General features: G+C 37.5%; 28 protein-coding genes and 1 other RNA gene. 11 read left to right on the forward strand and 18 right to left on the reverse strand.

Annotated elements, in window-relative coordinates; genetic code table 11:
- Window positions 1–28 precede the first annotated feature (28 nt).
- Window positions 29–847, forward strand: a complete 819-nt coding sequence (kdsA, locus tag AC5SR4_RS01770; protein WP_495359144.1) for a 3-deoxy-8-phosphooctulonate synthase — start codon at window positions 29–31, stop codon at window positions 845–847.
- Between the two features lie 11 nt (window positions 848–858).
- A complete protein-coding gene (locus AC5SR4_RS01775; RefSeq protein WP_495357824.1) occupies window positions 859–1,719 on the forward strand; it encodes a hypothetical protein in 861 nt (286 codons plus the stop codon).
- A 5-nt stretch (window positions 1,720–1,724) separates the two neighbouring features.
- Here the strand turns inward: AC5SR4_RS01775 and AC5SR4_RS01780 are convergent, their stop codons facing one another.
- On the reverse strand, window positions 1,725–2,711 hold the full coding sequence (locus tag AC5SR4_RS01780; protein WP_495357825.1) for a helix-turn-helix domain-containing protein: 987 nt from the start codon (window positions 2,709–2,711) through the stop codon (window positions 1,725–1,727).
- Between the two features lie 78 nt (window positions 2,712–2,789).
- Between AC5SR4_RS01780 and AC5SR4_RS01785 the strand changes: the two genes are divergently transcribed.
- From AC5SR4_RS01785 to AC5SR4_RS01805, 5 genes are all read left to right on the forward strand, one after another.
- On the forward strand, window positions 2,790–5,135 hold the full coding sequence (locus tag AC5SR4_RS01785; protein WP_495357826.1) for a TonB-dependent siderophore receptor: 2,346 nt from the start codon (window positions 2,790–2,792) through the stop codon (window positions 5,133–5,135).
- 109 nt (window positions 5,136–5,244) lie between these two features.
- Window positions 5,245–5,961: a DUF4198 domain-containing protein gene (locus tag AC5SR4_RS01790; protein ID WP_495357827.1), complete on the forward strand. Its 717-nt coding sequence runs from the start codon at window positions 5,245–5,247 to the stop codon at window positions 5,959–5,961.
- Between the two features lie 20 nt (window positions 5,962–5,981).
- Entirely contained in the window at window positions 5,982–6,326 is a 345-nt protein-coding gene (locus AC5SR4_RS01795) for a hypothetical protein (RefSeq protein ID WP_495357828.1), read from the forward strand.
- A 1-nt stretch (window position 6,327) separates the two neighbouring features.
- Window positions 6,328–6,609 (forward strand): hypothetical protein, encoded by a 282-nt coding sequence (locus tag AC5SR4_RS01800; RefSeq protein WP_495357829.1) that lies wholly within the window; start codon window positions 6,328–6,330, stop codon window positions 6,607–6,609.
- Between the two features lie 79 nt (window positions 6,610–6,688).
- Window positions 6,689–8,242, forward strand: a complete 1,554-nt coding sequence (locus AC5SR4_RS01805; protein ID WP_495357830.1) for a PepSY-associated TM helix domain-containing protein — start codon at window positions 6,689–6,691, stop codon at window positions 8,240–8,242.
- On the opposite strand, the gene AC5SR4_RS01810 is transcribed toward AC5SR4_RS01805, so the two are convergent.
- From AC5SR4_RS01810 to AC5SR4_RS01820, 3 genes are all read right to left on the reverse strand, one after another.
- Entirely contained in the window at window positions 8,239–8,616 is a 378-nt protein-coding gene (locus AC5SR4_RS01810; RefSeq protein ID WP_495357831.1) for a DUF1801 domain-containing protein, read from the reverse strand. The genes AC5SR4_RS01805 and AC5SR4_RS01810 overlap by 4 nt on opposite strands.
- Before the next feature lie 84 nt (window positions 8,617–8,700).
- Window positions 8,701–9,459, reverse strand: a complete 759-nt coding sequence (locus AC5SR4_RS01815; protein ID WP_495357832.1) for a slipin family protein — start codon at window positions 9,457–9,459, stop codon at window positions 8,701–8,703.
- Between the two features lie 101 nt (window positions 9,460–9,560).
- A complete protein-coding gene (locus AC5SR4_RS01820) occupies window positions 9,561–10,763 on the reverse strand; it encodes an NAD(P)-dependent oxidoreductase (protein ID WP_495357833.1) in 1,203 nt (400 codons plus the stop codon).
- A gap of 147 nt (window positions 10,764–10,910) precedes the next feature.
- On the opposite strand from AC5SR4_RS01820, the gene AC5SR4_RS01825 reads away from it, so the two are divergent.
- The 3 genes from AC5SR4_RS01825 (at window position 10,911) to ssrA (ending at window position 14,624) form a co-directional block, all read left to right on the forward strand.
- Complete coding sequence (locus tag AC5SR4_RS01825; RefSeq protein ID WP_495357834.1) at window positions 10,911–11,405, forward strand: nuclear transport factor 2 family protein; 495 nt, start codon at window positions 10,911–10,913, stop codon at window positions 11,403–11,405.
- 103 nt (window positions 11,406–11,508) lie between these two features.
- The gene (locus AC5SR4_RS01830; protein WP_495357835.1) at window positions 11,509–14,010 is read left to right on the forward strand and encodes a glycoside hydrolase family 95 protein; all 2,502 of its coding nucleotides are present in this window, start codon (window positions 11,509–11,511) and stop codon (window positions 14,008–14,010) included.
- 220 nt (window positions 14,011–14,230) lie between these two features.
- Window positions 14,231–14,624, forward strand: a transfer-messenger RNA (tmRNA) gene (gene ssrA / locus AC5SR4_RS01835).
- A 112-nt stretch (window positions 14,625–14,736) separates the two neighbouring features.
- Here ssrA and AC5SR4_RS01840 read toward each other — a convergent pair.
- The 12 genes from AC5SR4_RS01840 to AC5SR4_RS01895 are packed head-to-tail and all read right to left on the reverse strand — an operon-like array spanning window position 14,737 to window position 23,476.
- A complete protein-coding gene (locus AC5SR4_RS01840) occupies window positions 14,737–15,870 on the reverse strand; it encodes a type II secretion system F family protein (RefSeq protein ID WP_495357836.1) in 1,134 nt (377 codons plus the stop codon).
- Window positions 15,870–16,334 carry a PulJ/GspJ family protein gene (locus AC5SR4_RS01845; RefSeq protein ID WP_495357837.1) on the reverse strand — a complete coding sequence of 155 codons (465 nt, stop codon included), beginning with the start codon at window positions 16,332–16,334 and terminating at the stop codon, window positions 15,870–15,872. The genes AC5SR4_RS01840 and AC5SR4_RS01845 overlap by 1 nt, the downstream gene beginning before the upstream one ends.
- On the reverse strand, window positions 16,324–16,656 hold the full coding sequence (locus AC5SR4_RS01850) for a hypothetical protein (protein WP_495357838.1): 333 nt from the start codon (window positions 16,654–16,656) through the stop codon (window positions 16,324–16,326). The genes AC5SR4_RS01845 and AC5SR4_RS01850 overlap by 11 nt, the downstream gene beginning before the upstream one ends.
- Window positions 16,644–17,906 carry a hypothetical protein gene (locus AC5SR4_RS01855; protein ID WP_495357839.1) on the reverse strand — a complete coding sequence of 421 codons (1,263 nt, stop codon included), beginning with the start codon at window positions 17,904–17,906 and terminating at the stop codon, window positions 16,644–16,646. The genes AC5SR4_RS01850 and AC5SR4_RS01855 overlap by 13 nt, the downstream gene beginning before the upstream one ends.
- Window positions 17,903–18,361 carry a hypothetical protein gene (locus AC5SR4_RS01860; RefSeq protein ID WP_495357840.1) on the reverse strand — a complete coding sequence of 153 codons (459 nt, stop codon included), beginning with the start codon at window positions 18,359–18,361 and terminating at the stop codon, window positions 17,903–17,905. The genes AC5SR4_RS01855 and AC5SR4_RS01860 overlap by 4 nt, the downstream gene beginning before the upstream one ends.
- Complete coding sequence (locus AC5SR4_RS01865) at window positions 18,351–19,214, reverse strand: hypothetical protein (protein WP_495357841.1); 864 nt, start codon at window positions 19,212–19,214, stop codon at window positions 18,351–18,353. The genes AC5SR4_RS01860 and AC5SR4_RS01865 overlap by 11 nt, the downstream gene beginning before the upstream one ends.
- 2 nt (window positions 19,215–19,216) lie before the next feature.
- The gene (locus AC5SR4_RS01870) at window positions 19,217–19,858 is read right to left on the reverse strand and encodes a hypothetical protein (protein ID WP_495357842.1); all 642 of its coding nucleotides are present in this window, start codon (window positions 19,856–19,858) and stop codon (window positions 19,217–19,219) included.
- Window positions 19,859–19,862: 4 nt separating this feature from the next.
- On the reverse strand, window positions 19,863–20,792 hold the full coding sequence (locus AC5SR4_RS01875; RefSeq protein WP_495357843.1) for a hypothetical protein: 930 nt from the start codon (window positions 20,790–20,792) through the stop codon (window positions 19,863–19,865).
- Window positions 20,789–21,457 (reverse strand): hypothetical protein, encoded by a 669-nt coding sequence (locus tag AC5SR4_RS01880; protein ID WP_495357844.1) that lies wholly within the window; start codon window positions 21,455–21,457, stop codon window positions 20,789–20,791. The genes AC5SR4_RS01875 and AC5SR4_RS01880 overlap by 4 nt, the downstream gene beginning before the upstream one ends.
- A 6-nt stretch (window positions 21,458–21,463) precedes the next feature.
- Window positions 21,464–22,354, reverse strand: a complete 891-nt coding sequence (locus AC5SR4_RS01885; protein WP_495357845.1) for a hypothetical protein — start codon at window positions 22,352–22,354, stop codon at window positions 21,464–21,466.
- Window positions 22,355–22,377: 23 nt separating this feature from the next.
- Window positions 22,378–22,746 (reverse strand): hypothetical protein, encoded by a 369-nt coding sequence (locus AC5SR4_RS01890; RefSeq protein ID WP_495357846.1) that lies wholly within the window; start codon window positions 22,744–22,746, stop codon window positions 22,378–22,380.
- A gap of 1 nt (window position 22,747) precedes the next feature.
- Window positions 22,748–23,476 (reverse strand): hypothetical protein, encoded by a 729-nt coding sequence (locus tag AC5SR4_RS01895; RefSeq protein ID WP_495357847.1) that lies wholly within the window; start codon window positions 23,474–23,476, stop codon window positions 22,748–22,750.
- A 364-nt stretch (window positions 23,477–23,840) separates the two neighbouring features.
- Between AC5SR4_RS01895 and AC5SR4_RS01900 the strand changes: the two genes are divergently transcribed.
- Entirely contained in the window at window positions 23,841–24,539 is a 699-nt protein-coding gene (locus AC5SR4_RS01900; protein WP_495357848.1) for a DNA-binding domain-containing protein, read from the forward strand.
- A 398-nt stretch (window positions 24,540–24,937) separates the two neighbouring features.
- Here the strand turns inward: AC5SR4_RS01900 and AC5SR4_RS01905 are convergent, their stop codons facing one another.
- Entirely contained in the window at window positions 24,938–25,360 is a 423-nt protein-coding gene (locus tag AC5SR4_RS01905; RefSeq protein ID WP_495357849.1) for an RDD family protein, read from the reverse strand.
- 141 nt (window positions 25,361–25,501) lie between these two features.
- On the reverse strand, window positions 25,502–25,888 hold the full coding sequence (locus tag AC5SR4_RS01910; protein ID WP_495357850.1) for a hypothetical protein: 387 nt from the start codon (window positions 25,886–25,888) through the stop codon (window positions 25,502–25,504).
- Between the last annotated feature and the right edge of the window lie 74 nt (window positions 25,889–25,962).

Here is a 25,962-nt window from a genome sequence, read left to right on the forward strand (position 1 = left end):
TCGCTTAAAATATTTCACCTTTAAGTTGATGATTCTTCAAGACATTCCAAACATAAAGCATAGCCTTTCAAACAATTTTTTCCTTTTATGTGGCCCTTGTGCTATTGAGGGCGAGGATATGGCTTTGCGAATTGCAGAAAAAGTAGTTGGCATTACAGAAAAACTAGAAATACCTTATATATTTAAAGGTAGTTTTAAAAAAGCCAATCGCAGTAGGGTGGACAGCTTTACTGGTATTGGAAATGAAAAGGCTCTAAATATCCTAAAAAAAGTATCTAACACCTTTAACATACCTACCATAACAGATATACATGAAATATCTGATGCGGCATTGGCTGCACAATATGTAGATGTACTACAAATTCCTGCTTTTTTGGTTCGACAAACCGACTTGGTTGTTGCTGCAGCTAAAACAGGTAAGGTTATAAATCTTAAAAAAGGCCAGTTTATGAGTCCCGAAGCCATGAAACATGCAGTACAAAAAGTTAAGGACTCTGGCAACAACAATGCCTGGATTACAGACAGGGGCACTATGTTCGGCTATCAAGACATGATTGTAGATTTTAGGGGCATTCCTACCATGCGCCAATACGCACCAACTGTTCTAGATGTTACACATTCCTTACAACAACCTAATCAAAGTACAGGTGTTACTGGTGGTAGACCTGAGATGATTGAAACTATTGCCAGGGCTGGCGTGGTTAACCATGTAGATGGATTGTTTATTGAAACACATTTTGACCCAGCAAATGCAAAAAGTGATGGCGCTAATATGCTACATCTAGATAATTTAGAAAAACTGCTTACAAATTTAGTAGCTATTAGAAAAACCATTAACGCCCTGTAAACATATTTTACATGATAAAAAACCATCTAAAGCCTTTTATAGGTTTAGCCATTCTATTAATTTTCATTCAAACTTCGGCACAAGAAACTCAACCTATAAAATATATGGCAAACCAAAAGGGCAAATTCTTTATTAGCTGGGGTGGTAATCGAGAATCCTATACAAAATCAGATATTCGGTTTAAAGGTGAAAACTACGACTTTACTATTAAAGAAGCTACAGCAAAAGATAAACCCAAAGGCTGGCATGTTGACTATATTAATCCAACACGTATTACTATACCTCAAACCAATATTAAAATAGGATACTTTATATCTAATAAATATGTTATCTCATTAGGAGTCGATCATATGAAATATGTCATGCAACGTAATGAAAACAGAAAGCTAGATGGTTCCATAAACCTTCCTAGCAATGAAGACGGGGCTATATATAATGGTGACTATAATAATGAATCGTTTTTAGTTTCGGAAGACTTTTTAAAATTTGAACATACCAATGGTTTAAACTATGTGTATATAGAGATTGCTCGTATGGATGATATTTCTTCAATCTTTAATATCAGGAATATTGATAAATTTCAAATAAATATTACAGAAGGTATTGGAGGGGGTGTTCTTTACCCTAAAACAAATACTACTTTACTTGAAAAAGATCGGTATGATGAATTCCATCTTGCAGGATATGGCTTTTCTCTTAATGCCGGTTTTATCTTTACATTTTTTAAACATTTTTTCATTGAAACCGATTTAAAGGGAGGCTATATTGATATGCCCGATATTAGAACCACTAGCAATATACTTGAAAGTGCTTCACAGCATTTCTTTTATTTACAACGTATTATAGCTATTGGTGGAATCTTTAGAATCTAACAGCTTTATATTTTAGATCTACATACTCTAGGGGTTTCGTTAAAAAAGCGTTTAAACGCAGCACTAAAGTGGGTCGCATTTTTATATCCAACTTCTTCAGCTATCTGGTAGATAGGGAGTTCAGTATTTTGCAATAAATATTTGGCCCTTCGCATTTTTTCTAACATGTGATATTGATTTATAGTACATTCAAAAACCCGCTTAAATTCATATTTTAATTCTGTTTCATTTAATCCAAACTCCCTAGATAATTGATTAATTGAGTAGTTTATATGCAAATGATCCTTTAAATGCTGTTTTAATTGATAGAGTCTTTTTATTTTCTTTTGGTTTAGGTCTTTAAGGTTTTTGGAATGAGATTGTTTATAATTTTCTATCTGTAGTGCCACAATTTCCAATACTTTCGATTCCAATAGTAGTTTTTTAGTAACACCTATGTGCTTAGTATCAAAAGCCGATAGTACCGTAAATAAATCATTGGTAATAGGAATGATTAAGTTTTTATCGGTAACTTCTTTAAAATCAACACCTTGTTTTAAACCATAGTTCTCTAAAAAACAATCTGGCAAGGTTATCTTAATCTCTTTAAATGGCTTGTCCCCAAAAATTTTATTATACCCATGATATGTTTTAATAAACGCCATATAAGATTCATGACTTCCATAAGGAAACTCTTCTTTTTGATTATCAATACATATTATTTTTTCACCTTCCAATAAAAAAGACAATTGAAGCTTGTTTTTCTCACTCTTATTATAAATAATAAAATCATTATTCAGTATAAATTTACTAATAGATAGGGTAATGCCACTAAAGCAAAACTCTACAATACTACCCTTTCCAAATTTTGATAATACTTTGTATGTTACCCGCAACAAGCCTTCTTCCTCGGTTCTATCTATTTCTTTAGAAATATATGCTTTTAAATTAAGCTCCAAATCCACCAAATCTATCTGATTAAACTTTTTGCCTTTGCGTCTTTTTTTTTCCAAATCGCGTCATTTATTAATTAAAAAACCATTCTATTTTTGCACTAAACTTATTTAGACTAAATATAAATAACAAAAGTAATGATAAATAAATTAATACTCTTAACAACAATTATTTTTTCTGCATCTATGTATGCACAAAAAGGAAACATTAAAGGAAAAGTCATTTCCAGTCAAGAAAAACCCCTATCCAATGTTAATATCTCAATAAATAATTTGGGGGTTGGTACTGTTACAAACAATACTGGCAGCTATAGTATAAATGGTATTGATGCTGGCACATATACCTTAAGCATATCGTACATTGGCTATAAAAGTCAAAATATTACTATTACTGTAGTTAGCGAGCAAACTACTACAATACCCACCATTGTTCTAAATGATAGCGAAGAAGAACTAAGCGAAGTTGTTGTTAACGGACATAAAAAGAACAACAAATATGTACAAAGGGAAACATCTTCTTCCTTACGTTTAAAAGGTGAATTGATTAAGCTTCCTCAAAACATCCAGGTAATTAGTAGCGAATTGTTACAAGACCAACAAGCAACAAGTATTATGGATGGTGTTATAAGAAATGTTAGTGGTGTAACCATGATAGAACATTGGGGACACTTTGCCAGAATAAACATGAGAGGGTTTAGAATACCCGCTTTTAGAAATGGTTTTAACTTTCTGGATACTTGGGGGCCTTTAGCTGAAGATATGAGTCTTGTAGACCGAGTAGAATTTGTTAAAGGACCTTCAGGCTTTATGATGTCGGCAGGAGAACCTGGCGGATTTTATAACATAGTCACTAAAAAACCAACGGCAAACAGCGTTGCCAACATCTCACTTTCTGGTGGTAGTTTTGATTTTTTTAGAGGCGCTGTAGATTTTGGGGGCAAATTAACCAAAAGTGGTAACATCTTGTATCGCTTCAATGGCATGTATCAAACTACAGATTCACATAGAGGCGATGAAAATGTAGATCGCTTTGCCATAGCACCTGCTTTAACTTTTAATCTTTCAGATAAAACATCATTAACGACAGAATTGAATTTTGAAAAAGCAGAAAGCTTAATTGGCGCCGCCTATATATTTGCACCTACTGAAGATGGCTATGGAAGCTTGGATAGGGACTTTAAGTTTGTAGACACCAATTATCCGGCGACAGATATTGAACAAGTTGTATTCTTTACAAGTTTTAAACATGCCTTTTCCAAGAATTGGGATGTAGAAGCAAAGTTTAACTATTTAAGATATGACCAAGATGGTTATTCAGCCTGGGCCAGTATTACCCCTGGAGGTGATGCCACAAGATTTATTTACGATTGGGATGCCCTGTCTTTGGGAAAATACTTCCAAGCCTTCTTAAACGGTACATTTAAAACGGGTTCCTTAACACATAAAATTTTAACTGGTTTTGATTTTACAGACAAAGCGTATTGGGCAGACTTTACACAAGCTGCCTACGTTGTAGATCAAACTGCTCCTTTTAACATTTACAATCCTACCTATGGTACTTCAGGCACACCAAGTTTTTTAACTTCAAACATTAGACACAGAAATGGTGGTACACCATATAATGGTTTTATAGTAAGATCGGTATATCTACAAGATGAGATTGGATTTTTAGAAGATAAAATACGATTAACACTAGCCGGTAGATACACCAACTTAACAACTTTAGGAAAACCTGATAACGATACAGAGTTTACACCTAGAGTTGGTTTAAGTATAAACATTCTTCCTACACTTACAGCTTATGCATTATACGATCAGTCATTTTTACCACAAGCTGGTAGAACTATTGAGGGCAATCTTGTAAACCCTGTTGATGCTATAGATATCGAGGGTGGTTTCAAGAAGCGCTTTTTTGATGGTCGTCTTAGAGCTTCTTTGGGGGCTTATCAAATAACAAAACAAAATATTGCGTTTTCTGATCCCGCAGACCCTTCTGGAAATTCTGTTATTGAATTAGGAGAAGTACAATCCAAAGGTATTGAATTTGATATACAAGGAGAGGTTACACCAGAATTAAACATCGTATTAAACTATGCAAATACCAATGTAGAAATTACCAAAGACCAAAACCCAGATGTTGTTGGCAATAGAATAGCGGGCCATGCCAAGCATATAACAAATGGGTGGTTAAATTATAACTTTGCCCAAACCTCAACCCTTAATGGCTTTGGTGCCTCATTAGGCTATCAATACCAAATAGATCGTTCTTCATGGGCTTGGGGCGCAGATAACCAAACCGATTTACCAGACTACTTTAGATTGGATGGCGCACTTTCCTGGAAAAATAAGAATGTGCGTGTACAACTAAATGTAAACAACATACTAGACGAATACTTATACTCGGGTTCTAATTACGGTAGCTATTTATACTGGCAGTCTGAACCTGGTATTAACGGACGCTTAACCATTACTTATAGCTTTTAAATTATTTTATTAATCATGTCTGCTATTAAAGCATCATAAGTTATGGCTTTTATGCAGTCCTCTTTTAAAAAAAAAGAGGACTGCTTTTTACACTTAAAAACAACAACAAATGAAAAAAATAATTTTAACAATCAGTTTAGTACTAATTGCAACAATGCCATCCTTTGCACATTATCTTTGGATTGAGACCAATCCTTCAGGATCTATTGGCTTAGAACACCGTATAAAAGTTTTTTATGGAGAATACACTTACGGAGTTATAGAACAAGTAAAAGGAGAAGCATTCCCTAAAGTAAAAGATTTCACCCTTTGGGTTATTGATGCTGAGGGCAACAAAACCCTGTTAGAGGTATCACCCCAAGAAGATTTTTATTCAGCCTCATTCACACCCATGTCCAACGGTACCTATTCAGTAATCTTAAATAACGATGCCATTGATGTAATTGATTATACACAATATAATTTTGGCATCTTTAAAACCCATTACCACTCGGTAGCTAAAGTTCAAATAGGCGAAACTACAAACCACACCGCCGCTATAAACCAAACGGGTATTACGGTAAAAGATGTTTCAACCACCAATGCCGAAACCAAACTTCAAGTACTCTACAAAAACAAACCGCTTGCCAACAACGAGCTAACAATTTATGTGGCAGATTTATGGAGCAAAACCCTGGAAACAGACACTAATGGCATGGTACAATTTAAACGCCCTTGGAATACAAAATACATTATAGAAACTACTATAAAGGAAGAAGTACCAGGCATATATAAAAACGAGCCTTACGAATTTGTTTGGCACTGTGTTACTTACACCATTCTGTAACACCCTTTAATATTATTAACATGATTTCAGCAGCACTCCTCATTCTTTTTTTAGCCTTTTATATGTTCTATTATACATCTAAAAGAATCACTAAAACACGAAAAACCATGGTTAAAAACTGGGCAGCTTATAACAGTTCTACCGCTAAAGCCATTGGTTTGGTGTTACTTATGGCCTCTAGTGTTTTATTTTGCTATTGTCTGGGGTTTGGTGCTGGTCTTTTTATGTTCTTTATTGGTTTAATGACTTTGGGTAGTTTAATTGTTATATTAAACCCTATCCATTTTTTTAAACCCAAGCTTGTAATAGCATGTTTTGCTTTATCACTTTTTGTTGAAGTTTTATATACGAATAACATCTTATAACATGCCCGCTAACCCAAAATACTTATCATCAAACTGGCAACGCTTTGCTAAGATAACAGCTGGCTTTTTAGGAGGGTATTTAGTAACCACTACCAGCCATTTAGCTTTGTCGTTTTGGGTAGATCATGTAACCATTATCATCACATCAACCTACACCAGTTTTATACTATGGGTAGCATTGATGGTGGTAGCTTTTTTGGCAAAAAATGGTTGGAGGGTATGGGGTATTTATCTGGCTGTTAGTTTGGTGTTTTCTATTATAATTTACTTTAGTAATATTTAATCATGAGATTCCTCGTCGCTCGTCCTTCCTCACTCAGTCAGAATGACAATCAGCAACTATCCACTAACAACTATTAACTATGAAACAAAGAACCTATAACATCTTATTCCATACCCATACCGTAAGCGGTATTGTTATCAGCGTTGTGCTTTACGTTATCTTTTTTACTGGTTCTTTTTCATTTTTTAGAGATGAGATTGTCAATTGGGAACGCAATGAATCTGTAGAACCTACCGAGGCCATTCAATTGGATGTTGATGCCGCTTTAGATTCACTTAGCCAACAACATGCTCTATATGGCAGGGATATTGAATTTAGAAAATACCATGTAGAACAGCGGGTTAGCGTATCTATAGGGGCTTCTAAAGATAGCTTGGCTCCTGCAACTGCTAAAACCCCACTGTTTTTCTATTTAAACACCCAACAGTTTACCAAACATCAATATAAAGATTCCTATACCCTTGGCGAGTTTCTATATAGGCTTCATTTCTTGGCACAAATCCCCTACCCCGTAGGGTATTATTTGTCAGGGTTTATAGCCTTATTTTTTCTATTCGCCATTGTAACAGGTGTGTTAGTACATTGGAAAAAAATTATTTCCAACTTTTATGTCTTCCGCCCCTTTGAAAAAATAAAAACCTTGTGGACAGACGCCCATACAGCATTGGGTATGTTGGGCCTTCCTTTTCAATTTGTCTATGCTGTAACTGGTGCCTTTTTTATGATTAAACTGCTTATTGTAGCCCCCAATGTTATGGTATTGTACGAGGGGGATCAAGCTAAGTTTTATGAGGACTTAGGTTACAGCCACCCACAATACCATTTAAAAACCAAGGTATTGAACACCACCTTTAATGTTAATGATTATGTAAAAAGAACCCAGGCCATGTGGGATGATTTCAATATTACCGAAATACATATTTTCAATTATGGGAATGCTAATATGCATGTTTTGGTAAATGGTCATTTAAATTACAAAGATCAGTTTAATGGTATTGGGGAAGCCATTTACAAAGTCAATTCTAATACTTTGGTTTCCAAAAAAGACCCCATAGCACAAACCTCCTATCTAGATGGTGTAAAAAACACGCTTTACAGATTACATTTTGCCGATTATGGAGGCTATGCCTTAAAAATCATCAGCTTTATTTTAGGGTTAATTTCTTGTTTTGTAATTATTTCGGGGGTTATGATTTGGTTGGTAGCACGCAATAAAAAGCATATTCCCGAAAAACAACGGCGTTTTAACTTGCATGTCGTAAACATTTATTTGGCCATTTGTCTAAGCATGTATCCCACAACGGCCTTATCGTTTATAGCTGTTAAACTGTTCCATCCAGCAGGACAGCATGTTATTTACAGCTTTTATTTTATTGGTTGGCTTTTGCTCTCTGTGTATTTTATAATAAAGAAGAACCTAGATTATACTAACCAAAGCAGCTTGCTATGGGGCAGCATTTTAGGTTTATCAATTCCAATAATAAATGGTATTACCACTGGTAATTGGATTTGGAATGCCATACGGGATCATCAATTCCAAGTGTTTTTTATAGATAGTTTTTGGATAGTTCTATCCTTAATAACACTATATGTCTTCTTTAAATTAAAGAAAAAGACCAAGGGACATACTTAAATAAACCAAGCCTTTTTGCTAGTGGCCAATAATTTAGAAGCTGCGTGTAATAGGGCCACAAAATTATCATGGTCTAAATCCTCAAGACTTTTAAGTTGTATAGAACGCACTTGCTTGCGGTTATTATTATTCTTTAAAACAGGAAACTGTTTTTCCAGAAGCACCCCCTGAACAAAGGCTACATCTACATACTGGGTACCCTTTAAAATATTCAAGTATAACATGGGTTTTTTGTGGCAGTTATAAAACGGAATCTTATAACTGTAACGCTCCTCTACTTCAGGTAATGTATTTAATATCACGCTCCTTACATATAACATGATGGATTGGTAAGGTTCCTTTTGGTTTAAGAAATAAGTATCTATGGGTTTCATAGGGGTATCATTAATAATATATCCTTAAAACCACGAAAATTACTAAAATTCCCCCATTACATTCCAATATTATACTATAATTAATTAGGAATGCTCAGCTTTAGCAGCCGCTTTGTTACTTCTATGCAATACTTCTTCAGGAAACGGGAACAGTATCGTAGAATTCTTTTCAGAGGCTATATTCGATAAGGTTTGATAGAGTCGTAATTTAATAGCGGAGGGCGACTGGTCTATAAGCTTACCTGCTTCTAATAGTTTTCCGGCTGCCTGTTCTTCAGCTAGTGCTAAAATAATACGCGCTCTTCTAGAGCGTTCTGCTTCGGCTTGATTGGCCATCATACGTCGCATATTCTCTGGTAATTGTATATCCTTAATCTTTACATCAATAATTTCAATGCCCCATTCCTTGGTTTCTACCTCCACTATATTTTTAATATTCTTACCCATTTCCTCACGTTTAGACAAAATAGTATCCAATTCTACCTTACCGCACACATCCCGCAATGCTGCTTGAGATAATTGTGTAATTGCAAAATTATATTCCTCTACTTCCAATACGGCCATTTCAGGGTTAACCACTTTAAAAAATACAACACCATCAATACTGCAAGGTACATTATCTTCTGTCATAACTTCTTGGGAAACCACATTAATGGTAATCACCCTAATATCTACTATTTGTATGGTTTCTACCAGTGGAATAACCCATCTAAACCCAGGTTTTAAGGTACTAATATGCTTACCAAATCTGAATTTTAAAGCGCGTTTGTATTCAAAAATAATGCGTATCCCAGATAATAGGAATACCACAATAAAAATCGCAAAAATTGATACTGGATTCATGATACAGTTCTTTTAAGTTAATAATCAGTTATTTAACTTATAAGATAATCAATTTTCAGTAACTTTAAAAGCAATGTTAAATAAAAAACTTGGTAAGATGTTTACTTCCCGTCCACATAATCCTGTAAATACGCAAACCGCTCCGTTAATTTGCCATGCGCGGTTATTTTGGCACGTGCCAGCACCCCATTGGCATCCTGGTTAAAAAAAGCGGGGAGCACATGTTCTAAAAACATCTCTCCAAAGCCTTCGCTGGCATCTTTTGGCAGCTCACAGGGCAAGTTATCAACTGCCATTACTACAATGGCCTTAGGGTCTTTATAGTATATTTCGGTTTCCGTTTGTGGGTCGTAACCATAAATTGGGTCGGCTATAGTAGAAGCTCTCAATGTGGTCGCTACTGGGCCATCTACATCACAACTTATATCGGCCACCACTTTCAAATTAAAATCGGGAGACCTCACATCCTCGCGCGTATACAAATATGGGGCACCATCACCATAAAAGTGACCCGCTATATAAAAATCGGATACCTTCGCAAAACGCATGAAGTCTGATTGGTAAGCCTCGGGGTGATTAAAAAAATCAAAATTATCCAAAACCTTACCGTCCTTACGTTTATTATAGTCCAACACATCAATATTGCAATACACAGGTTCATTAAAATGGTTGTTCAAATAATCGTCAACAGAAACCGATGCAATCCCCATCGCATCCAACATTTCCCGGGCACCATGGGATACTTTTCCACTACCAGTAAGCACTATTTTTATGTTTGGCAAACTTATAGAACGTAAAACCTTAATCAAGGCCTGTTGGTCCTCCAAAGTTTCTGCCTTGGGCAGCTGCCAACTGTTATATTTTAAGCCCCAGGCCCTAAAGCCATTATAGGTGCCAACAATACCAGCATAGCGCCCAAAACCAATCAAACGAAATCCTTTGTCGTTCACAATCGTTTCATGGTCGTACAGCATAATGTTCTTGTTTAAAATAGCCTGCAGTAATTTTCTATTATAGGGTTGCTTTTTAATGGTATGCGAAAAGAAAAAGTAAACTTTATTAGGTATCAAATTATCAATCGGCACCTCTTTAACCCCAATCATCACATCGGCATCGCTAATAGCGTTGGTCACTTTAAAGCCTGCATCTGTATAACTGGCATCAGGAAACACCCTAATATTTGAAGTCTCAACCACAAATTCAGCCGCTTCAAACTGCTGCTTGGCCTTTAACAAGGCACTGGGTGAAAATACAACCCGCCTGTCTGGCGGGTTTTTACGTTCTTTTATAATGGCAAACTTCATAATGTTCTAAAATTTAATAACCCATCTTTTTCGGTGTTGGCACGAAAATAAGTGGATTTATAGGCTTATACAAACTTTTAACAAGTTCACTTAAATTTATTAAATTAGACGGTAAATCATCTAAGCTAAAAACTTGAATCAAAAAAAATGAACGTAACCCGCCACCCTATATGGTGCCTAGCATCCATCCTAGTAATATTTTTATCCTGCAACTCCGTTAAAAAAAATGCTATAGAAAAGGATACCAAAAAAATATTGGCGCTTCACCATGCGCAACGCACCTATCATTTTGAAAAAGATTCCATCAACTTTGCCAACCAACTTTCAGATAATTTTATATCGGTAAATAAAGGGGTAATTAGTAAACCCCAAAAGGCAAAAAACATTTCTAGATACCATAATTACTTTTCTTCGGTTGAATTCAGCAAGTGGGATGATGTTTCCGAGCCCATCATTAAATTTTCAGATGATGGCAGTATGGCCTATACCATTGTCGATAAAATTGTAGTGCTTACCTATAAGGATGAAAACGATAACCCTGTAGAGGATACCACCCATTTTGCATGGACTACCATTTACAAGAAATATGGCGATACTTGGAAAATAGACTGTGTAACCTCAACCAATAAGCCCATTCAATAATATATCCATAAAATAACCTGAACAGGACATTCTAATTATTATTTACAGCCGCAACTATGTATATTTTAAAAAACAAGACTATTTTTTCTCAACTTAACTAACAATGACCACAAGACTTTTTCTAATCTTACTAATTTCGGGTACCCTATTAAACTGCAAGTCCAACCCTAAAACCGATACGCCACCCAATAACAACCCCATGAGCTTATGGTATACCCATCCGGCAAGCCTTTGGGAAGAGGCCCTGCCCATTGGTAATGGTCGCTTGGGTGCCATGGTATATGGTGGTACAGATACTGAAACCATCCAACTCAATGAAGAAACCGTTTGGGCGGGCGAACCAGGTAACAATATCTTACCTGCTATAAAAGACAAGCTACCAGAAATTAGAAAACTTATCTTTGAAGGCAAACACCAAGAAGCCCAGGTGTTGGCCAATACTTGCCTGCCACGTCACGCCGAGGCTGGAAATAATTACGGGATGTGCTACCAGCCTGTTGGCAATTTAAAAATACACTTCCCCAAAGACCAAGAGGTTACAGATTACCACAGAAGCCTAAATATTGGTAATGCCACGGCCCGGGTAACCTATAAGATTGGAAACGTCACCTATACCCGCAAGCTATTGGCATCGTTAACTGACGATGTTATTGCCATTGAAATCTCGGCCAATACCCCTGCCTCGGTTAACTTTACCTTGGCAATGGAGAGTTCGCATACCCAAAAAACGGTTTCTGTAACGCACCAAACCTTAAAACTTGAAGGACTTACCAGCACCATCGAAAATAAAACGGGGCGAGTGGCCTTTACCAGTTTGGTTAAGCCCAAGCTTACAGGTGGCTCCCTAAGCAGTACCGATAGTACATTGGTAGTAAGCCAAGCAGATAAAGCGGTTATCTACATCTCTATGGGTACCAATTTTAAAAGCTATAGAGATATTTCCGGTAATGCACATTTAAAATCGCAAACTTTATTGGATGCAGCCTACCCCAAGACATATTCTGAATTAGAAGCAGCCCATACCAAACAATATAAAAAGTATTTTGATCGTGTGGCTATTAACTTAGGTTATACCGATTCTATACACAACCCAACCAATGTACGCTTGGCGCAATTCAACAAAGGGAACGACCCCCAATTGGTAGCACTATATTACCAATTTGGCCGTTATCTACTTATTTCCAGTTCGCAACCCGGTACCCAAGCTGCCAATCTTCAGGGGATATGGAACCATAGAATTAACCCGCCATGGGACAGCAAATACACCGTGAATATCAATACCGAAATGAACTACTGGCCAGCAGAATCTACCAACCTATCAGAAATGCACGAACCCTTGTTCGATCTTATTAAGGATATCTCCAAAACCGGGCAAGCGGCCGCTTCCAAAATGTACGGTGCCAGTGGTTGGAACATCCACCATAACACCGATATTTGGCGTATTGCCGGTGTGGTTGATGGTGGCTTTTATGGCCTTTGGCCCATGGGTGGCGCTTGGCTGAGTCAGCATTTATGGTACCACTATGTTTATACGGGCGATGACGCTTTTTTAAAGCAACAGTATCCCATTTTAAAAGGCGTTTCCTTGTTTTACAAGGACATCTTGCAAACCGAGCCCGAGCATAACTGGCTGGTAGTTTGCCCGTCCATGTCGCCCGAAAATGCCCACCACTCTAAAACCAGTATTGCGGGGGGCACCACCATGGACAACCAATTGGTGTTTGATGTATTTAGCAATGTTATTAAAGCCTCTGAAATTTTGGGAATCGACACGGCCTATGCCGATAGCTTAAAAACCCTAAGGGCCCAACTGCCCCCCATGCAGGTGGGGCAATGGGGACAATTACAGGAATGGATGCACGATTGGGACCGGCAAGATGACAAGCACCGCCATGTATCGCACCTCTATGGGTTTTTCCCATCCAACCAAATATCGCCTTACCGTTCGCCCGAATTATTTTCGGCAGCTAAAACGTCCTTATTAGCACGTGGCGATGCATCTACAGGTTGGTCTATGGGCTGGAAAGTCAACCTCTGGGCACGCTTCCAAGATGGCAACCATGCCTTAAAATTAATTTCTGACCAGTTAACGCCCGCCCTACAGGAAACTGGCGAACAAGGCGGTACTTACCCCAACCTGTTCGATGCCCATCCCCCATTTCAAATTGATGGTAACTTTGGCTGTACCTCGGGCATTACCGAAATGCTCATGCAAAGTCACGACGGTGCCATTCATTTACTACCCGCCCTACCAGACACTTGGCAAGAAGGCGCCATTAAAGGCCTAAAGGCCCGTGGTGGTTTTAAAGTGGACCTACGTTGGGAAGGTGGTAGCATAGCACTGGCCACCATACAATCTAATTTAGAAGGTAATTGCCGCATTCGATCGTACGTCCCTTTAAAAGCTGAGGGACTTGTAGAAGCTTCTGGCAATAACCCCAATCCTTTTTTCTTTACAGATACCATAAAAACACCACTAATACACGCTGGTGAAGCCTTACTCAATACTTCCGTAAAAGCCGTGTATGAGTACGACATTGCCACCAAAGCAGGAGATGTTATTGTATTGAGCAGGGCAGACGCTATAACATCACGCAATGAATAACAAAACGTGAACAAGAATACATAATGAAAAAGACTTGGATATTAAGCTAGGGTAAGTACTTTGGTCTCATAGTTTCCAGTTCTCGGTGGTAGTTTTTAGTAAGTACTGGCGACCGAGACCGAGACTGAGACTGCGACTGAGACTGCGACTGAGACTGTAAACTACGATCACTACTGAAAATCTCATATCTTTTTTATACCTTTGCAATCCTTACCAAATTGGGGTCGACTGGTTTTGACAGCGAGATTAATTAAACGGTAAGCACGTCGTGTAATGACTTTGAAACACGTAAAAGGCTAGGTCAAACTTTAAACGGCGAGAATAACTACGCTTTAGCTGCTTAATCTGAATTATAGTAAGATTGCCTAGTCACGCAAGGCGTGAAAGCTAAATGTCTCTTGAAAGCCTTGGTTAACGGCGTTCTTTTATGAGGCATCGTAAAAGTTAACATAGATTGGGTAGCGCTTTGATGCCCAGTTGAAACTTAAGAAGCTAAGTTGCAAGTAGGTGGTCTTTAACCAGCTTGCAATCGAAAACCCAAGAAAAGAATAAACGTGTAGAAAGCCCTTTGGTTACTTGTTTGGACGAGAGTTCGATTCTCTCCGACTCCACTAAAGAGGACAATTTCAAATTTTCTGATAATTGTCCTCTTTTTTTATTCTTTAAACCTTCTTAATTATTAAGTGATTGTTTGTATTCATTTATTAAAGGTTTAAATGTATTACACTACCCCATCACACTACTCAATTTAAACATAGGCAAATACATCGCTACCAAAATAACGCCCACTAAAATGCCCACAATCAAAATAATAAAGGGTTCCATAAGTGTGGAAAGGGTTTTAGATTGCTGCTGCACCTGTGTATGGTATTGCATATGGAGTCTTTTAAACACAAATTCCGTTTGGTTAGTCTCTTCGGCCACTTTAACCAAGGCTATCATTTTTTGGTCAAATAACTTGTGCTTGCTTAAACTGGCGCTTAAGGAAGCCCCTTTTATAATATGCTGCTCCACAGTTTCCAGGGCAGCTTGCAGGGGATAAAACTGAATCATTTGTTTTACCAATTGTATGCTATTTACAACCGGTACTTTAGAAGCTGTGAGCAAAGATATTGCCTGCGTAAATTGTAACAAATAAATGGTCTTTACAAAATGGCCCACAAAGGGAAGTTTTAAAATCAAGGTGTCCTTGAGTTGTTTATAGCGTTTTCTTTTGTTTAAAATGGATTGCGATGCTATGGCAACCAGCAACATCAAGAGCAGTAGCCAACCATAGCTTTTTACAAACCCCGATATGGCTATAATACCTTTTGTAATGGCTGGTAACTCTACACCTTGCTGCTTAAAAATGTCCTGAAACATGGGCACCACATACTGCAGCATAAATACCACCACCAAAACAGCGGTACTAAGGATAATGATGGGGTAAGTTAAAGCACTTATTAAGTTGCGGCGCTGTTCGTTCTTACTGGCAAAAAAGCTGCCCAATTGTTCTGTTACCTGGGCCAGGGTACCGGTTTCTTCTCCTATTTTTATGGAGTAGAATTCATAACTGGTAAAGGGCTTTTGGCCCCTTAATGCTTCTGATAGGGTTTGGCCCGAAACTATGGCCTGGGCTATATCCTTAATAATGGCTTTACTGGCGTTTTTCTTTTGGGAATTTTCAATAAGGTCTAAGCCATCCTTTAATGCCACACCTGCCTTGAGCAAAACACTAAGCTCGGTATAGAAGTCTTCTTTGGTCTTGTTGGAAAAGGGTTTGTTAAAGAGGGTGATTTCTTTTTTTAGAAATGAAACGGACTCGGTTGTTTCTTTTTTTACCGATGCGGACCTGGATATGTTGTCTAACTGAAATGCCATTAGTTTATAAATAATGATGCGTCATTTTGTTTCCATACAAAAAGTGGCTGGCTTTGGTATGCGGTGGTGGTTTCTATTTTAATGGCGTCTAGCATGCCACTGGGCACTGCCTTGCCTTCAAAAAAGAAGCTTTTTTGTTGTATTGGTATATTAAAGGTATCCTGGGCCCTAATAATGGCTTTGGCATTAAAGGTATAGGTAACCGAATCTATGGCCGTTGTTAAAACCACAGTGCTTTTATGCGGGTGGTATTTAATTTTTGAATAGCGGTTAAAATCCAGCCACAGCAATTGTTCCAGTTTATTCAATTCGGTGTTCCGCTCTAAGTTATCTTGAATGCTGCTTAGGTGCCTTTGTACAAGGTTCAATACCGAAAAGGCCATGCCCATCACCATACTGGTTATAATGATTACCACAATCATTTCACTTAATGTAAAGGCCGGTATGTTGTGCTTAGTTTTCAAAGGTCGCTCTGCTTAGGGTTTGTTGGGTCTGTGTGTTGACAGCTTCAAATAGTATGGTGCTTTTATGTTGTGTCGTTTGCTTGTTCACGGTGATGTTCCAAGATTGATACTCCGTATCATAAGGCAACAAAAGCTTTTCATTGCTGTATAGATACTGCAATTCATTTAATTGGGCTTCAATACCCTTGGTATTACCTTTGGCAGTACTGGAAAACAAATTGTTCAGGATCAGGCTGGCTATCATAAAGATAACGACAATGAGCACGGTTGCCACCAATGTTTCCATCAAGGTAGATGCCTTTATTTTTTTTAGTACAACCATTTGGCTATTGCTTTTTTGGTGTTTTCCAATAACAAACCGGCATATTCCTGTGGCAACGTATCCACCTGTATGCTTCCATTATAGATATGGTTTTGGTACACGGACCCTGACTGGCTGGCTACAAAACCCGATGTAAAAACACTGCCCTGCACACTTCCCAAAAGTTCCAGGTTCTTATTGCAATACACTTCTCCGGTAACCGTGGCAGCTTCATCAATAAAAATTTGTGGTTGGTAATTCTTAGTAGTGCCCAAATAAGCTACAATACCCTTAACCACTGCGCCCTTGTTTATTTTAATCAATGGGGTGTCTTGTTGTTGGTTAGTACTCGCCAAGGTTTTTGGCTGCTCCCTTAAAACCAAAGCCGATGGGTAATACAACTTGCTATGGCTGCCAACTGTAATGTTTTTTGTTGCAAAGGCCTGAAATACCCCCGCTACATAATCTTTCACTTCTATAATAGGGGCCTGCAAAACAACATCCTTCAGGATAGCAGAGGCATCTATGGTAATACGGGTTTTAGATTGTACTAAAATATGTCCGGTTAGCGATACTCCAGACAGATGAATATCCGCCGTGCTGTAAACCACCTTTAAGGGCTTGTAAAAGGATTGTTGGTAAACGCGCTTGTGGTTTAAGTCTATAAACTGATCTGGATTAATATGGTGGGTATACGCTGGTAGGTCTTTTACCGCATCCCATAACTTGGGGTTTATGGTTGGCAAAACAGTACTGGTTTTGGTGGTGCCATAAATAAGTTGATTGCCATAATAGGAATGACCCGCAACATGCCCCGTGCGCACGCCCTGTTCGGGCAGGTAGGCCACTCCTTGTATTTTTGTGTGCCCTACCAATACCAAAGGCCTGTTATTATCTTCTAAGTACAGCCCCACGCGGTCCAATGGGGGCTGCTGGGCTCCTACCAGGGCCAGTTTTTTAAAGGTTTTGTTTTTTGTAGTGGCTATGGCCGTAATTTTTTCAAATAGGCCCCAATAATTGCGGTGTACTTTTAGGGTCTTAAAATTATCTTCTGTTACCAAAAGCGTATCGTGGTCTGCAAGGGTATTTTGCAAAGCATACTGCATGGCTTTATTAGTATTTTTAACGGTCTGTATAACGTTATGGGTATTGGTTTTAAAGCTTTTATAGGTATGTATAAAGATGATAAACCCACCCAACAACAGGGCCACGACCACGGTTACAAACATGGCAAATTGCAAGGCTCCTGCTTTTAGCTTTAAGGGCTTCATGATTTTAAAATGGTTTTCCGGGCACCTTTAAAAGTGACCTCAATGCGGGTAGCCGTACCCTTAACCAAAGTTACCCCTGCAACTGTTTGTCCCACTTTTAAGATATGCTGACTCCCTTGTATTGATACTATAAACAGTTGTACCTTATCCCCTGCCTTAACAATGTTTCCATGATATACAATCGGCACCCAATCTACAGGTGCTTTTTTTGGAGGTTTAGGTGTTTTAACCACGGCTTTTTTAGCAAACAACGTCCCTAGAAAGGGATCCCTTTCCGCAGGTTGTATAGAAAAAGTATCTGTTGTTATAGCCGTTGGAGCAAACGCAACCCGAAAGTCTGACGCTGGACTAACAGGGGCATCGGGGTTTACAGTTGCTACTATTTTATACCCTATTATGCCCCATATAACCAGTACAAAAGCTAAAAGTATATATGTTTTGGTTTTATTTGTCACCTTGGGCTGTCAATAAACGTTCTACCAATTCAATCAGTTTTTGGTTTTTGGCTTCTAAAGATTTTATACGCTTTTCCTGGTTTATGGTGTAAAGCGTTAGTTCCTCAATTTTCTGCAATAGTTTGGAGTCCATTTCTCCCAACAGAATGCCATGCTCTGCTACCTCAGTTGCCGAGGGGATATCTTTTAAGTGTCCCTGTTCCTTAATATGTTGTTCTACTTCTTGGAGTGTGGGCAGGTTATAATCTTTGTGGAACACGAAGTCGCTCCAGCCTGTTAAATCGACACGGACTTCCTTGGTGTGGATGTTTCCGTTTACGGCCAGTCTTTCGTCGGGAGTGGTGGTGCCGATGCCGACATTGCCTGAATAAGTAGATTGATAGATAGGTTCAGAAAGAAGTAATTCTCCAGAGTTATCAATAACCGTTGGGCTACCCATAGTAGCAGTAACACCATTTGCCTCTACAATCCTAAAAATAACTAAAGCCGACTTATGGGCAAAAGGCATATTAGCTATTAAATGAACTTTTGAATTTGATATTTTACGTATGCCTAATACAATGTTGTTAGTCACTCTATCTTGTAAAACCTCATAACCTATACCATTTGAAAATTTTATATGACAAGTAAAATTTGCTTTGGTTGGAGTAGAATATCCCCAATTGCCATTGTTATCGATTATTTCTCCAGCAATAGCCACTCCATCATAAGCACCTATAGTTTCAGCATCAATAACGGCTACAATTCTTTCGCCAATATTAGTTGAATTGTTATCCATATTCCAGACTAGCTCTTGTGACAACATAACTGATTGACAAATCAACATTAATATAAAAATCAGCTTTCCCTTCATATCTATAGTTTTTTAGTTTTTTCTTGTAATTCTTCAATTGCTTTTGATTGGGATTCTATAAGCTTTTGCTGCTCAATCGTATAAAGCGTCAATTCCTCAATCTTCTGCAACAGTTTAGCATTCATTTCCCCCAACAAAATACCATGCTCTTCCACCTCGGCTGCAGAAGGAATATCTTTTAAGTGTCCATAATCTTTAATATGCTGTTCAACTTCTTGAAGTGTGGGGAGTTTATAATTACTGTGGAATACAAAGTCACTCCAGCCTGTTAAATCGACACGGACTTCCTTGGTGTGGATGTTGCCGTTTACGGCCAGTTTTTCGTCGGGGGTGGTGGTGCCTACACCTACATTTCCTGCATCTTTGTTCAAAATTATATTATTTCCTAATTCATTAATGTATAAAGGTCTACTTCCGTGTGATTGAACCCAAGAGTAATCATTCAGTGTTCCAATCCGCAAATTTGCAGGTCCAGAACCTAAAATTCTTAAAGAACCGGCATTAGCTGCACCTTGAGATGTTCCTTGTATATCTAATTTTGCTTGAGGAGATGTTATTCCAATTCCAACATTACTTCCAGTATCAGTAATTTGCGCTAACACAAGATTACATATAAGAAAAATCAAAAAGCAAAGTCTTTTCATAGATTTAATTATTTTTAGTTTCTAGTAATTTTTCAAGATTGTTTAATCTTTCAGAAAGTATTTTTAGTTCTGTATTTTCTTTTTCTAGAATTTTTATTGTAACCTTTAAGGTTTCAATTTCCTTTTGCTGCTCAATGGTATAAAGCGTCAATTCCTCAATTTTCTGCAACAGTTTAGAGTCCATTTCTCCCAAAAGAATACCATGCTCTGCTACCTCTGTAGCCGAGGGGATATCTTTTAAGTGTCCCTGTTCCTTAATATGTTGTTCTACTTCTTGGAGTGTGGGCAGGTTATAATCTTTGTGGAACACGAAGTCACTCCAGCCTGTTAAATCGACACGGACTTCCTTGGTGTGGATGTTGCCGTTAACGGCCAGTTTTTCGTCGGGGGTTGTGGTGCCGATGCCTACATTGCCATTTGATGTAATACGCATCCTCTCGTTACTATTTAAATTTGAAAAGTTTCCACCGTCAGATTGGGTATGAAAAGAAAGAAATACTGAGGATATAGAGTTATCGTGTGAGGCCTTCACGTGCGCTAAATGGTCTCCATTCCTCTCGAAAGATAAGATTCCAATATCTGATGTTATTCCTCCATCCGTATGGTCTAACACAATTTCTGAATTGCCAACTGATTTAAGATTAATCAACGATTCTGCATTAAAATTTGAGGATGGGCTAGTCCCAATTCCCAAATTCTTATATAATCTCAAATCTCCTGATGGATAAACATTAAAGTAAACAACACCATCATGAAAAAACCGAAGGTTTCCTTGATAATTATCTATATGCCATTTATTATAATTAGAATTACTATTCATTAGTTGAAGTTCCCCGCCTTCAGAATTTGTATCTTGAGGGTTGGCTATAATAGTTTGAGAAATGCTCATTAATGAGGAGATAGTAAATCCTAAAAAAAGTATGATTCTTTTCATAATTGTATCATTTTTAATTTTTCTTGCAATTCTTCAATTGCTTTTGATTGGGATTCTATAAGCTTTTGCTGCTCAATCGTATAAAGCGTTAGTTCCTCAATTTTCTGCAATAGTTTGGAGTTCATTTCTCCCAATAATATCCCATGCTCTGCTACCTCAGTAGCCGAGGGGATATCTTTTAAGTGTCCCTGTTCCTTAATATGTTGTTCTACTTCTTGGAGTGTGGGCAGGTTATAATCTTTGTGGAACACAAAGTCGCTCCAGCCTGTTAAATCGACACGGACTTCCTTGGTGTGGATGTTGCCGTTAACGGCTAGTTTTTCGTCGGGGTTGGTGGTGCCGATGCCGACGTTGCCAGAACCCAACAAAGTCATAACTTCCTTATCTTCAGAGGTCCCATTCCAATAATTAAAAAAAAATCTAAACCTATCAGTCATATCATCACCCCAAAAAATCTCAGAGTATGAATTTGTATTTGATGTTCTAAACTTAGCTTCATCGGATCCATCTAGTATCCTTATAGCTCCAATAACATCTAATTTTTCAATAGGACTAGTTGTACCAATCCCCACATTCCCAGAAGACGGAAACGTATTGCTTTGTGCTTGTGTACATAATGATAAGAATGCACTACATAGCATTATATAAATTTGTTGCTTTTTCATTATTGATTAGTTTTTGTTGTTTAGTAACTTTTCTATTTCAGACAATCTTTTTGATAAAGCTGTTAATTCTTTATTTTCTTTTTTAAGATTTTCTATTTCCTTTTGCTGCTCAATCGTATAAAGCGTTAGCTCCTCAATTTTCTGCAATAATTTGGAGTCCATTTCTCCCAACAGAATGCCATGCTCTGCTACCTCAGTAGCCGAGGGGATATCTTTTAAGTGTCCCTGTTCCTTAATATGTTGTTCTACTTCTTGGAGTGTGGGGAGTTTATAATTACTATGGAACACGAAGTCGCTCCAGCCCGTTAAATCGACACGGACTTCCTTGGTGTGGATGTTGCCGTTAACGGCTAGTTTTTCGTCGGGGTTGGTGGTGCCGATGCCGACGTTGCCATTAGCATCATCAATAATTAATCGATTTATCCCTTTAGTTTGAAGTATTAAATCATTATCATATGAGCTAAATGTATTTACGGTTGAGTATACTGGTTTGTTAAATATAATCTTTGGTCTATCCGTATATATGTGAGCCCAACCTGCATTTTGCGCACCAACATCAATGTAACCATTGTATGAATTTATTCTAAGGGCCCCACCTGCTGCATTACCCCTAATACTTCCATTAATATGTAATTTTTCCAGAGGGTTTGTTGTTCCGATTCCTAAATTTCCATCCACAGTCAATTCACTCCCATACACTCTTGTACCGCCAGTAAAATCGCCTCCATAGTTAAATGATAAAACATTTCCTGAATCATGAACCAAAGCTCGACCACCTGACCCCCTTGGCTCATATCTAAATAATACATCTGCGTTTCCATTAAAAGAGAAATAGTTCTGCGAATGAGACTTACCCCAAAAGAAAGTAATAAAGGCTAATACATATATTTTTTTCATATGATATGGTTTTAAAGATTATTCTATTCTACTATAAATTTCTGTATAACATAGTCCGTTTTATACCCCGAGTTCTCCGCATTAATGCGCCATTCGTAATTTCCTGCATTTAGATTTAGGGTGTAACTCGTTTTTTCAACCAAGGTATCGGCCTTGATTTCCTGAGCGTTTTCAAAAGATGGGGTCGCAATCTGCAAATGGTAGCTATCGGCATCTTCAAGAGCTTCCCAAGTAAATGTGGCCATGCTGTCTATAACGGTTTCATGCTTTGGTGCCAGCACTACAACCGTTTTTGCCGAAATGTCTGGCACCTCGGTAATGTGCTCGCAGGCGCTTAGGCCCAATATTAGGAATCCTAAAGCCGCTATGTTATGTCCTATTTTTTTAATCATTTTAAAAAGGTTTAAGATCTTTCTTAGCATGGGCTGCATTTAAATACGTTTTACCGGGGCAGTTATTAAAGGCGCTTACAAGGTCTACAATATCTAAGCTATGTCGGCTATTTTCCTGCCAGCAGCAGTGGGCGGTTTTGTACGCAAACACCACCCCTTGGTTAAACCATATAACCGCTGTTTTCTTATTTTCTTTATAGAGCTGTAGGGCATAGCTTTTTAGTCCTTTTTCTACTAAAAAAACGGCATCGGCCTGTTGTATCAGGTCTTGTTGGGGGGCATTAAAGGCCATGGATATGCTGGCAACAATATTGGCCGATTTATCATGACTTAAATAAGCTTTTACGCCTTGGTTGGTAGGGCTGTTAAGGGCCTTTAAAAGGGCTACCTTATCGGCTATCTTAAGCTGTAGGTAGCTTGGTTTTACCGCTAAAGAGTCAATAAAATTCACTGCAACGTTAGCAGGCTGCAAGGCCTGGGCCTTTAAAAAGGCTTTATGGGTTTGTTTAGTAAAGGGCGTTACCAATACGGTAAGTTTTATGGGGTCTTTATAACTGGGTATGGCAGCACTGTTAAAACTGCTCTGCAAAATAAAATCCTTGTCCAGCCCCACACTGCCCAAAGGTATTTGCTGTTGGGTTGGGGTTTGGCTTACCTGGTGCAATGCGCCCATTTTACACCCAACAGTTATAAAGCTTATCCCTATTATAAGCACATAATATCTAATCATGGTATCCTAATAAAATTACAGTTACTAAACTATATTTTATTTGGGACATGGCAGTAAGGTTTAACCGCATAAAAAGTAAGGGTTTTGGCTTTTTTTTATAACTAGCATTTTAGTTTACCGCAAGCATGACATATTTTAATTCTGACACATATTTACAAACAGCATTTATTGTATTTAAATGCGTATTACTTAAAAAAATAGCTTTTTTAGATACTGAAAATGAATTATTTATAAAATACATGTAAAATAATTGATAATTTTGTGTTTTTTTGTATTAATATGTCAATATTTATTTTTAAGTTTGAACTACATTAAACCATGAAAATTATTACACATTAATAATAATTTTAAAATTTATAAAGAAATGATTAAGTATTATTTACAGCCCAATGCTGTAACCCCAGATCCTAATGATCATTCGGCTCGTGTACAAATAAACACGACTTTAGAACAGGCCGATATTGTAAAACGTGCGCTAAAGCGTGGTAGTAGTCTAACTGAAACAGACCTAAATGGAGCAGCAACCTTGCTCTTTGACGTGATTAGTGACGAAGTCGCTAACGGTAATGCCGTTAATTTGCCATTGTTTACCATGCGTGCAGGCATTAAGGGCGTATTTACCAATGCTGCTGATGGTTTTGATCCTAATAGGCATGTAAAAAAAGCCATTGTAGCTGGCGGTACTTTAATAGCTTCAAAGTTAAAGGTGGCTAAGGTAGAGAAAATTTTAAGCGAAGCCCCAACGCCTACACTAATTCAATATACTGATATTAATTCCAGTACTACAGATAGCCTGGTAACCCCAGGCGGTATTGGTAAAATTTTAGGTGAGGAACTTAAATTTAATTCTGAAAATGTTAACGAAGGTATATTTTTTGTTCCCACAGCAGGTGGTAGTGCCATTCCCGTTAGCATTCTTGCTACCAGAACAGAAGGCACCCTTATGTTTAACATCCCTACCGAGTTGGTATCGGGCACCTATACATTAGAGGTCCGGAAGGCCTATGGCATTAATGCCAACCTACGTATTGGAACCTTAAACGACACCTTAGAGGTTGTTTAACCCTATATAACTAAGTAAATACAATTTTTATGGTTTTAGCGGTTTGGGTTGTTGCCCAGACCGTTTTTTTATAAAAATACCCGATAAACGGTATTTAAAACAAGATGTAGAACACCTCAACTTGCCCAGACCATTTATGCAAGTTTACCGGGCCACCAACTCAACCTTACCTATTCAGTACTAAGGGTTGACCTACCCAGTAGGTAAGGTTGAGTTGTCCGGTAGGTAAGGTTGAGTTGTTCGTTTCTGCAAGTTGCAAAAACCGTCTGGGCAAGTTGATGTTGCTTTAAAGCAAAAAAAACCACAACTTTTACATTGTGGCTTCTTGTTATTATTGCTTTCCTTTATTATGATGCAAAGTTGCAAACTTCTAAGAGCTGACATCTTTTACACTAGTTTTAATCCTTTCTTATTATCACCTTCGTATTAGAAAATTTATCATGCCACATCAAATTTCTTTCATTAAGGAAAATTGAAATAGGTTCAAAAGGAATCAGCGTTAGTAAAGTTCTCAAAAGAATATTTTTAAATAACGAGCTGTCTTTTGAAACTTGAATCACTTCCAACTTAAGTATTTTTTTTCCTAACGTTTTCATGAAAAAATACTCCATTAAAAAAAAGTAAGTAGAATAAAATAATATTTGAAAAGCAATAACTCTTTTTGTATTCCAACAAAAAAAGTTATCACACTCAACAGAAGGTCCTTTTGAATCAATAGTAAATAAGTATAACATAACTATAAAAGTTATAATTAAACTGTCTATGCAAAATGCCAAACCTCTTCTAAAATAATAGCTTTTTAAAATTTCTAAATTAATCATTACTATTCGATTTTGAGAAATAGAAACCTGCTTTTAAATTTACTTCTGCTCCTGCGAAAAATGCAAAATCAGCACCAATATTGAATCCCATTTTAGTTCTTGAAACTTCCCCCGATTTCTATGATAAATATATGGCACCCACTATTTTGAATCATGCCCCCTTTCCCTGTAATTTTCAGGAATACTATTTCTATAATAACTACCTCCTTTTTTTAAAATAAATTTTCTTTCCCAAAAAGGCTTATTTATGTCTTCATCTAAAAATAAAAGTGTCTTTACAAAAGAATTATCTAATTCATAAACCTTTGATGAAAAGCTCCTAGCTATATCTAGCCTTTTAAAATCATTGTCTTCCAATAACTTCTGAATCTCACCTCTTACAATTAAATCATAATCTAACTCATGAATACTTTGATTGTACTCATCATTACATTCATCGACAACATCCTTCCATGAATCTAATAAATCTTTACAAGATTTAAATGAACTTCTAATGTTAAGGTTTTTCATTATCTTTTCCGTACTCATAAATTAATATTTTTGGACTTGATTAATAAAGTATTTTAATGCTTTTTGTCCCTGTGTCTCAACTTTATAAAAAG

The organism is Aestuariibaculum scopimerae (assembly GCF_059428085.1).

Excerpts from the sequence above, each read along its gene's own strand:
- AC5SR4_RS01875 (WP_495357843.1), bottom strand. The coding sequence starts at position 20,792 with ATGAAAAGAATCATACTTTTTTTAGGATTTACTATCTCCTCATTAATG.
- AC5SR4_RS01805 (WP_495357830.1), top strand. The coding sequence starts at position 6,689 with ATGAAACAAAGAACCTATAACATCTTATTCCATACCCATACCGTAAGC.
- AC5SR4_RS01840 (WP_495357836.1), bottom strand. The coding sequence starts at position 15,870 with ATGGCATTTCAGTTAGACAACATATCCAGGTCCGCATCGGTAAAAAAA.
- AC5SR4_RS01900 (WP_495357848.1), top strand. The coding sequence starts at position 23,841 with ATGATTAAGTATTATTTACAGCCCAATGCTGTAACCCCAGATCCTAAT.
- AC5SR4_RS01890 (WP_495357846.1), bottom strand. The coding sequence starts at position 22,746 with ATGATTAAAAAAATAGGACATAACATAGCGGCTTTAGGATTCCTAATA.
- AC5SR4_RS01855 (WP_495357839.1), bottom strand. The coding sequence starts at position 17,906 with ATGAAGCCCTTAAAGCTAAAAGCAGGAGCCTTGCAATTTGCCATGTTT.
- kdsA (WP_495359144.1), top strand. The coding sequence starts at position 29 with ATGATTCTTCAAGACATTCCAAACATAAAGCATAGCCTTTCAAACAAT.
- AC5SR4_RS01795 (WP_495357828.1), top strand. The coding sequence starts at position 5,982 with ATGATTTCAGCAGCACTCCTCATTCTTTTTTTAGCCTTTTATATGTTC.
- AC5SR4_RS01785 (WP_495357826.1), top strand. The coding sequence starts at position 2,790 with ATGATAAATAAATTAATACTCTTAACAACAATTATTTTTTCTGCATCT.
- AC5SR4_RS01815 (WP_495357832.1), bottom strand. The coding sequence starts at position 9,459 with ATGAATCCAGTATCAATTTTTGCGATTTTTATTGTGGTATTCCTATTA.
- AC5SR4_RS01885 (WP_495357845.1), bottom strand. The coding sequence starts at position 22,354 with ATGAAAAAAATATATGTATTAGCCTTTATTACTTTCTTTTGGGGTAAG.
- AC5SR4_RS01790 (WP_495357827.1), top strand. The coding sequence starts at position 5,245 with ATGAAAAAAATAATTTTAACAATCAGTTTAGTACTAATTGCAACAATG.
- AC5SR4_RS01870 (WP_495357842.1), bottom strand. The coding sequence starts at position 19,858 with ATGAAAAGACTTTGCTTTTTGATTTTTCTTATATGTAATCTTGTGTTA.
- AC5SR4_RS01850 (WP_495357838.1), bottom strand. The coding sequence starts at position 16,656 with ATGGTTGTACTAAAAAAAATAAAGGCATCTACCTTGATGGAAACATTG.
- AC5SR4_RS01830 (WP_495357835.1), top strand. The coding sequence starts at position 11,509 with ATGACCACAAGACTTTTTCTAATCTTACTAATTTCGGGTACCCTATTA.
- AC5SR4_RS01800 (WP_495357829.1), top strand. The coding sequence starts at position 6,328 with ATGCCCGCTAACCCAAAATACTTATCATCAAACTGGCAACGCTTTGCT.
- AC5SR4_RS01910 (WP_495357850.1), bottom strand. The coding sequence starts at position 25,888 with ATGAGTACGGAAAAGATAATGAAAAACCTTAACATTAGAAGTTCATTT.
- AC5SR4_RS01865 (WP_495357841.1), bottom strand. The coding sequence starts at position 19,214 with ATGAAGGGAAAGCTGATTTTTATATTAATGTTGATTTGTCAATCAGTT.
- AC5SR4_RS01880 (WP_495357844.1), bottom strand. The coding sequence starts at position 21,457 with ATGAAAAAGCAACAAATTTATATAATGCTATGTAGTGCATTCTTATCA.
- AC5SR4_RS01820 (WP_495357833.1), bottom strand. The coding sequence starts at position 10,763 with ATGAAGTTTGCCATTATAAAAGAACGTAAAAACCCGCCAGACAGGCGG.
- AC5SR4_RS01775 (WP_495357824.1), top strand. The coding sequence starts at position 859 with ATGATAAAAAACCATCTAAAGCCTTTTATAGGTTTAGCCATTCTATTA.
- AC5SR4_RS01905 (WP_495357849.1), bottom strand. The coding sequence starts at position 25,360 with ATGATTAATTTAGAAATTTTAAAAAGCTATTATTTTAGAAGAGGTTTG.
- AC5SR4_RS01810 (WP_495357831.1), bottom strand. The coding sequence starts at position 8,616 with ATGAAACCCATAGATACTTATTTCTTAAACCAAAAGGAACCTTACCAA.
- AC5SR4_RS01895 (WP_495357847.1), bottom strand. The coding sequence starts at position 23,476 with ATGATTAGATATTATGTGCTTATAATAGGGATAAGCTTTATAACTGTT.
- AC5SR4_RS01825 (WP_495357834.1), top strand. The coding sequence starts at position 10,911 with ATGAACGTAACCCGCCACCCTATATGGTGCCTAGCATCCATCCTAGTA.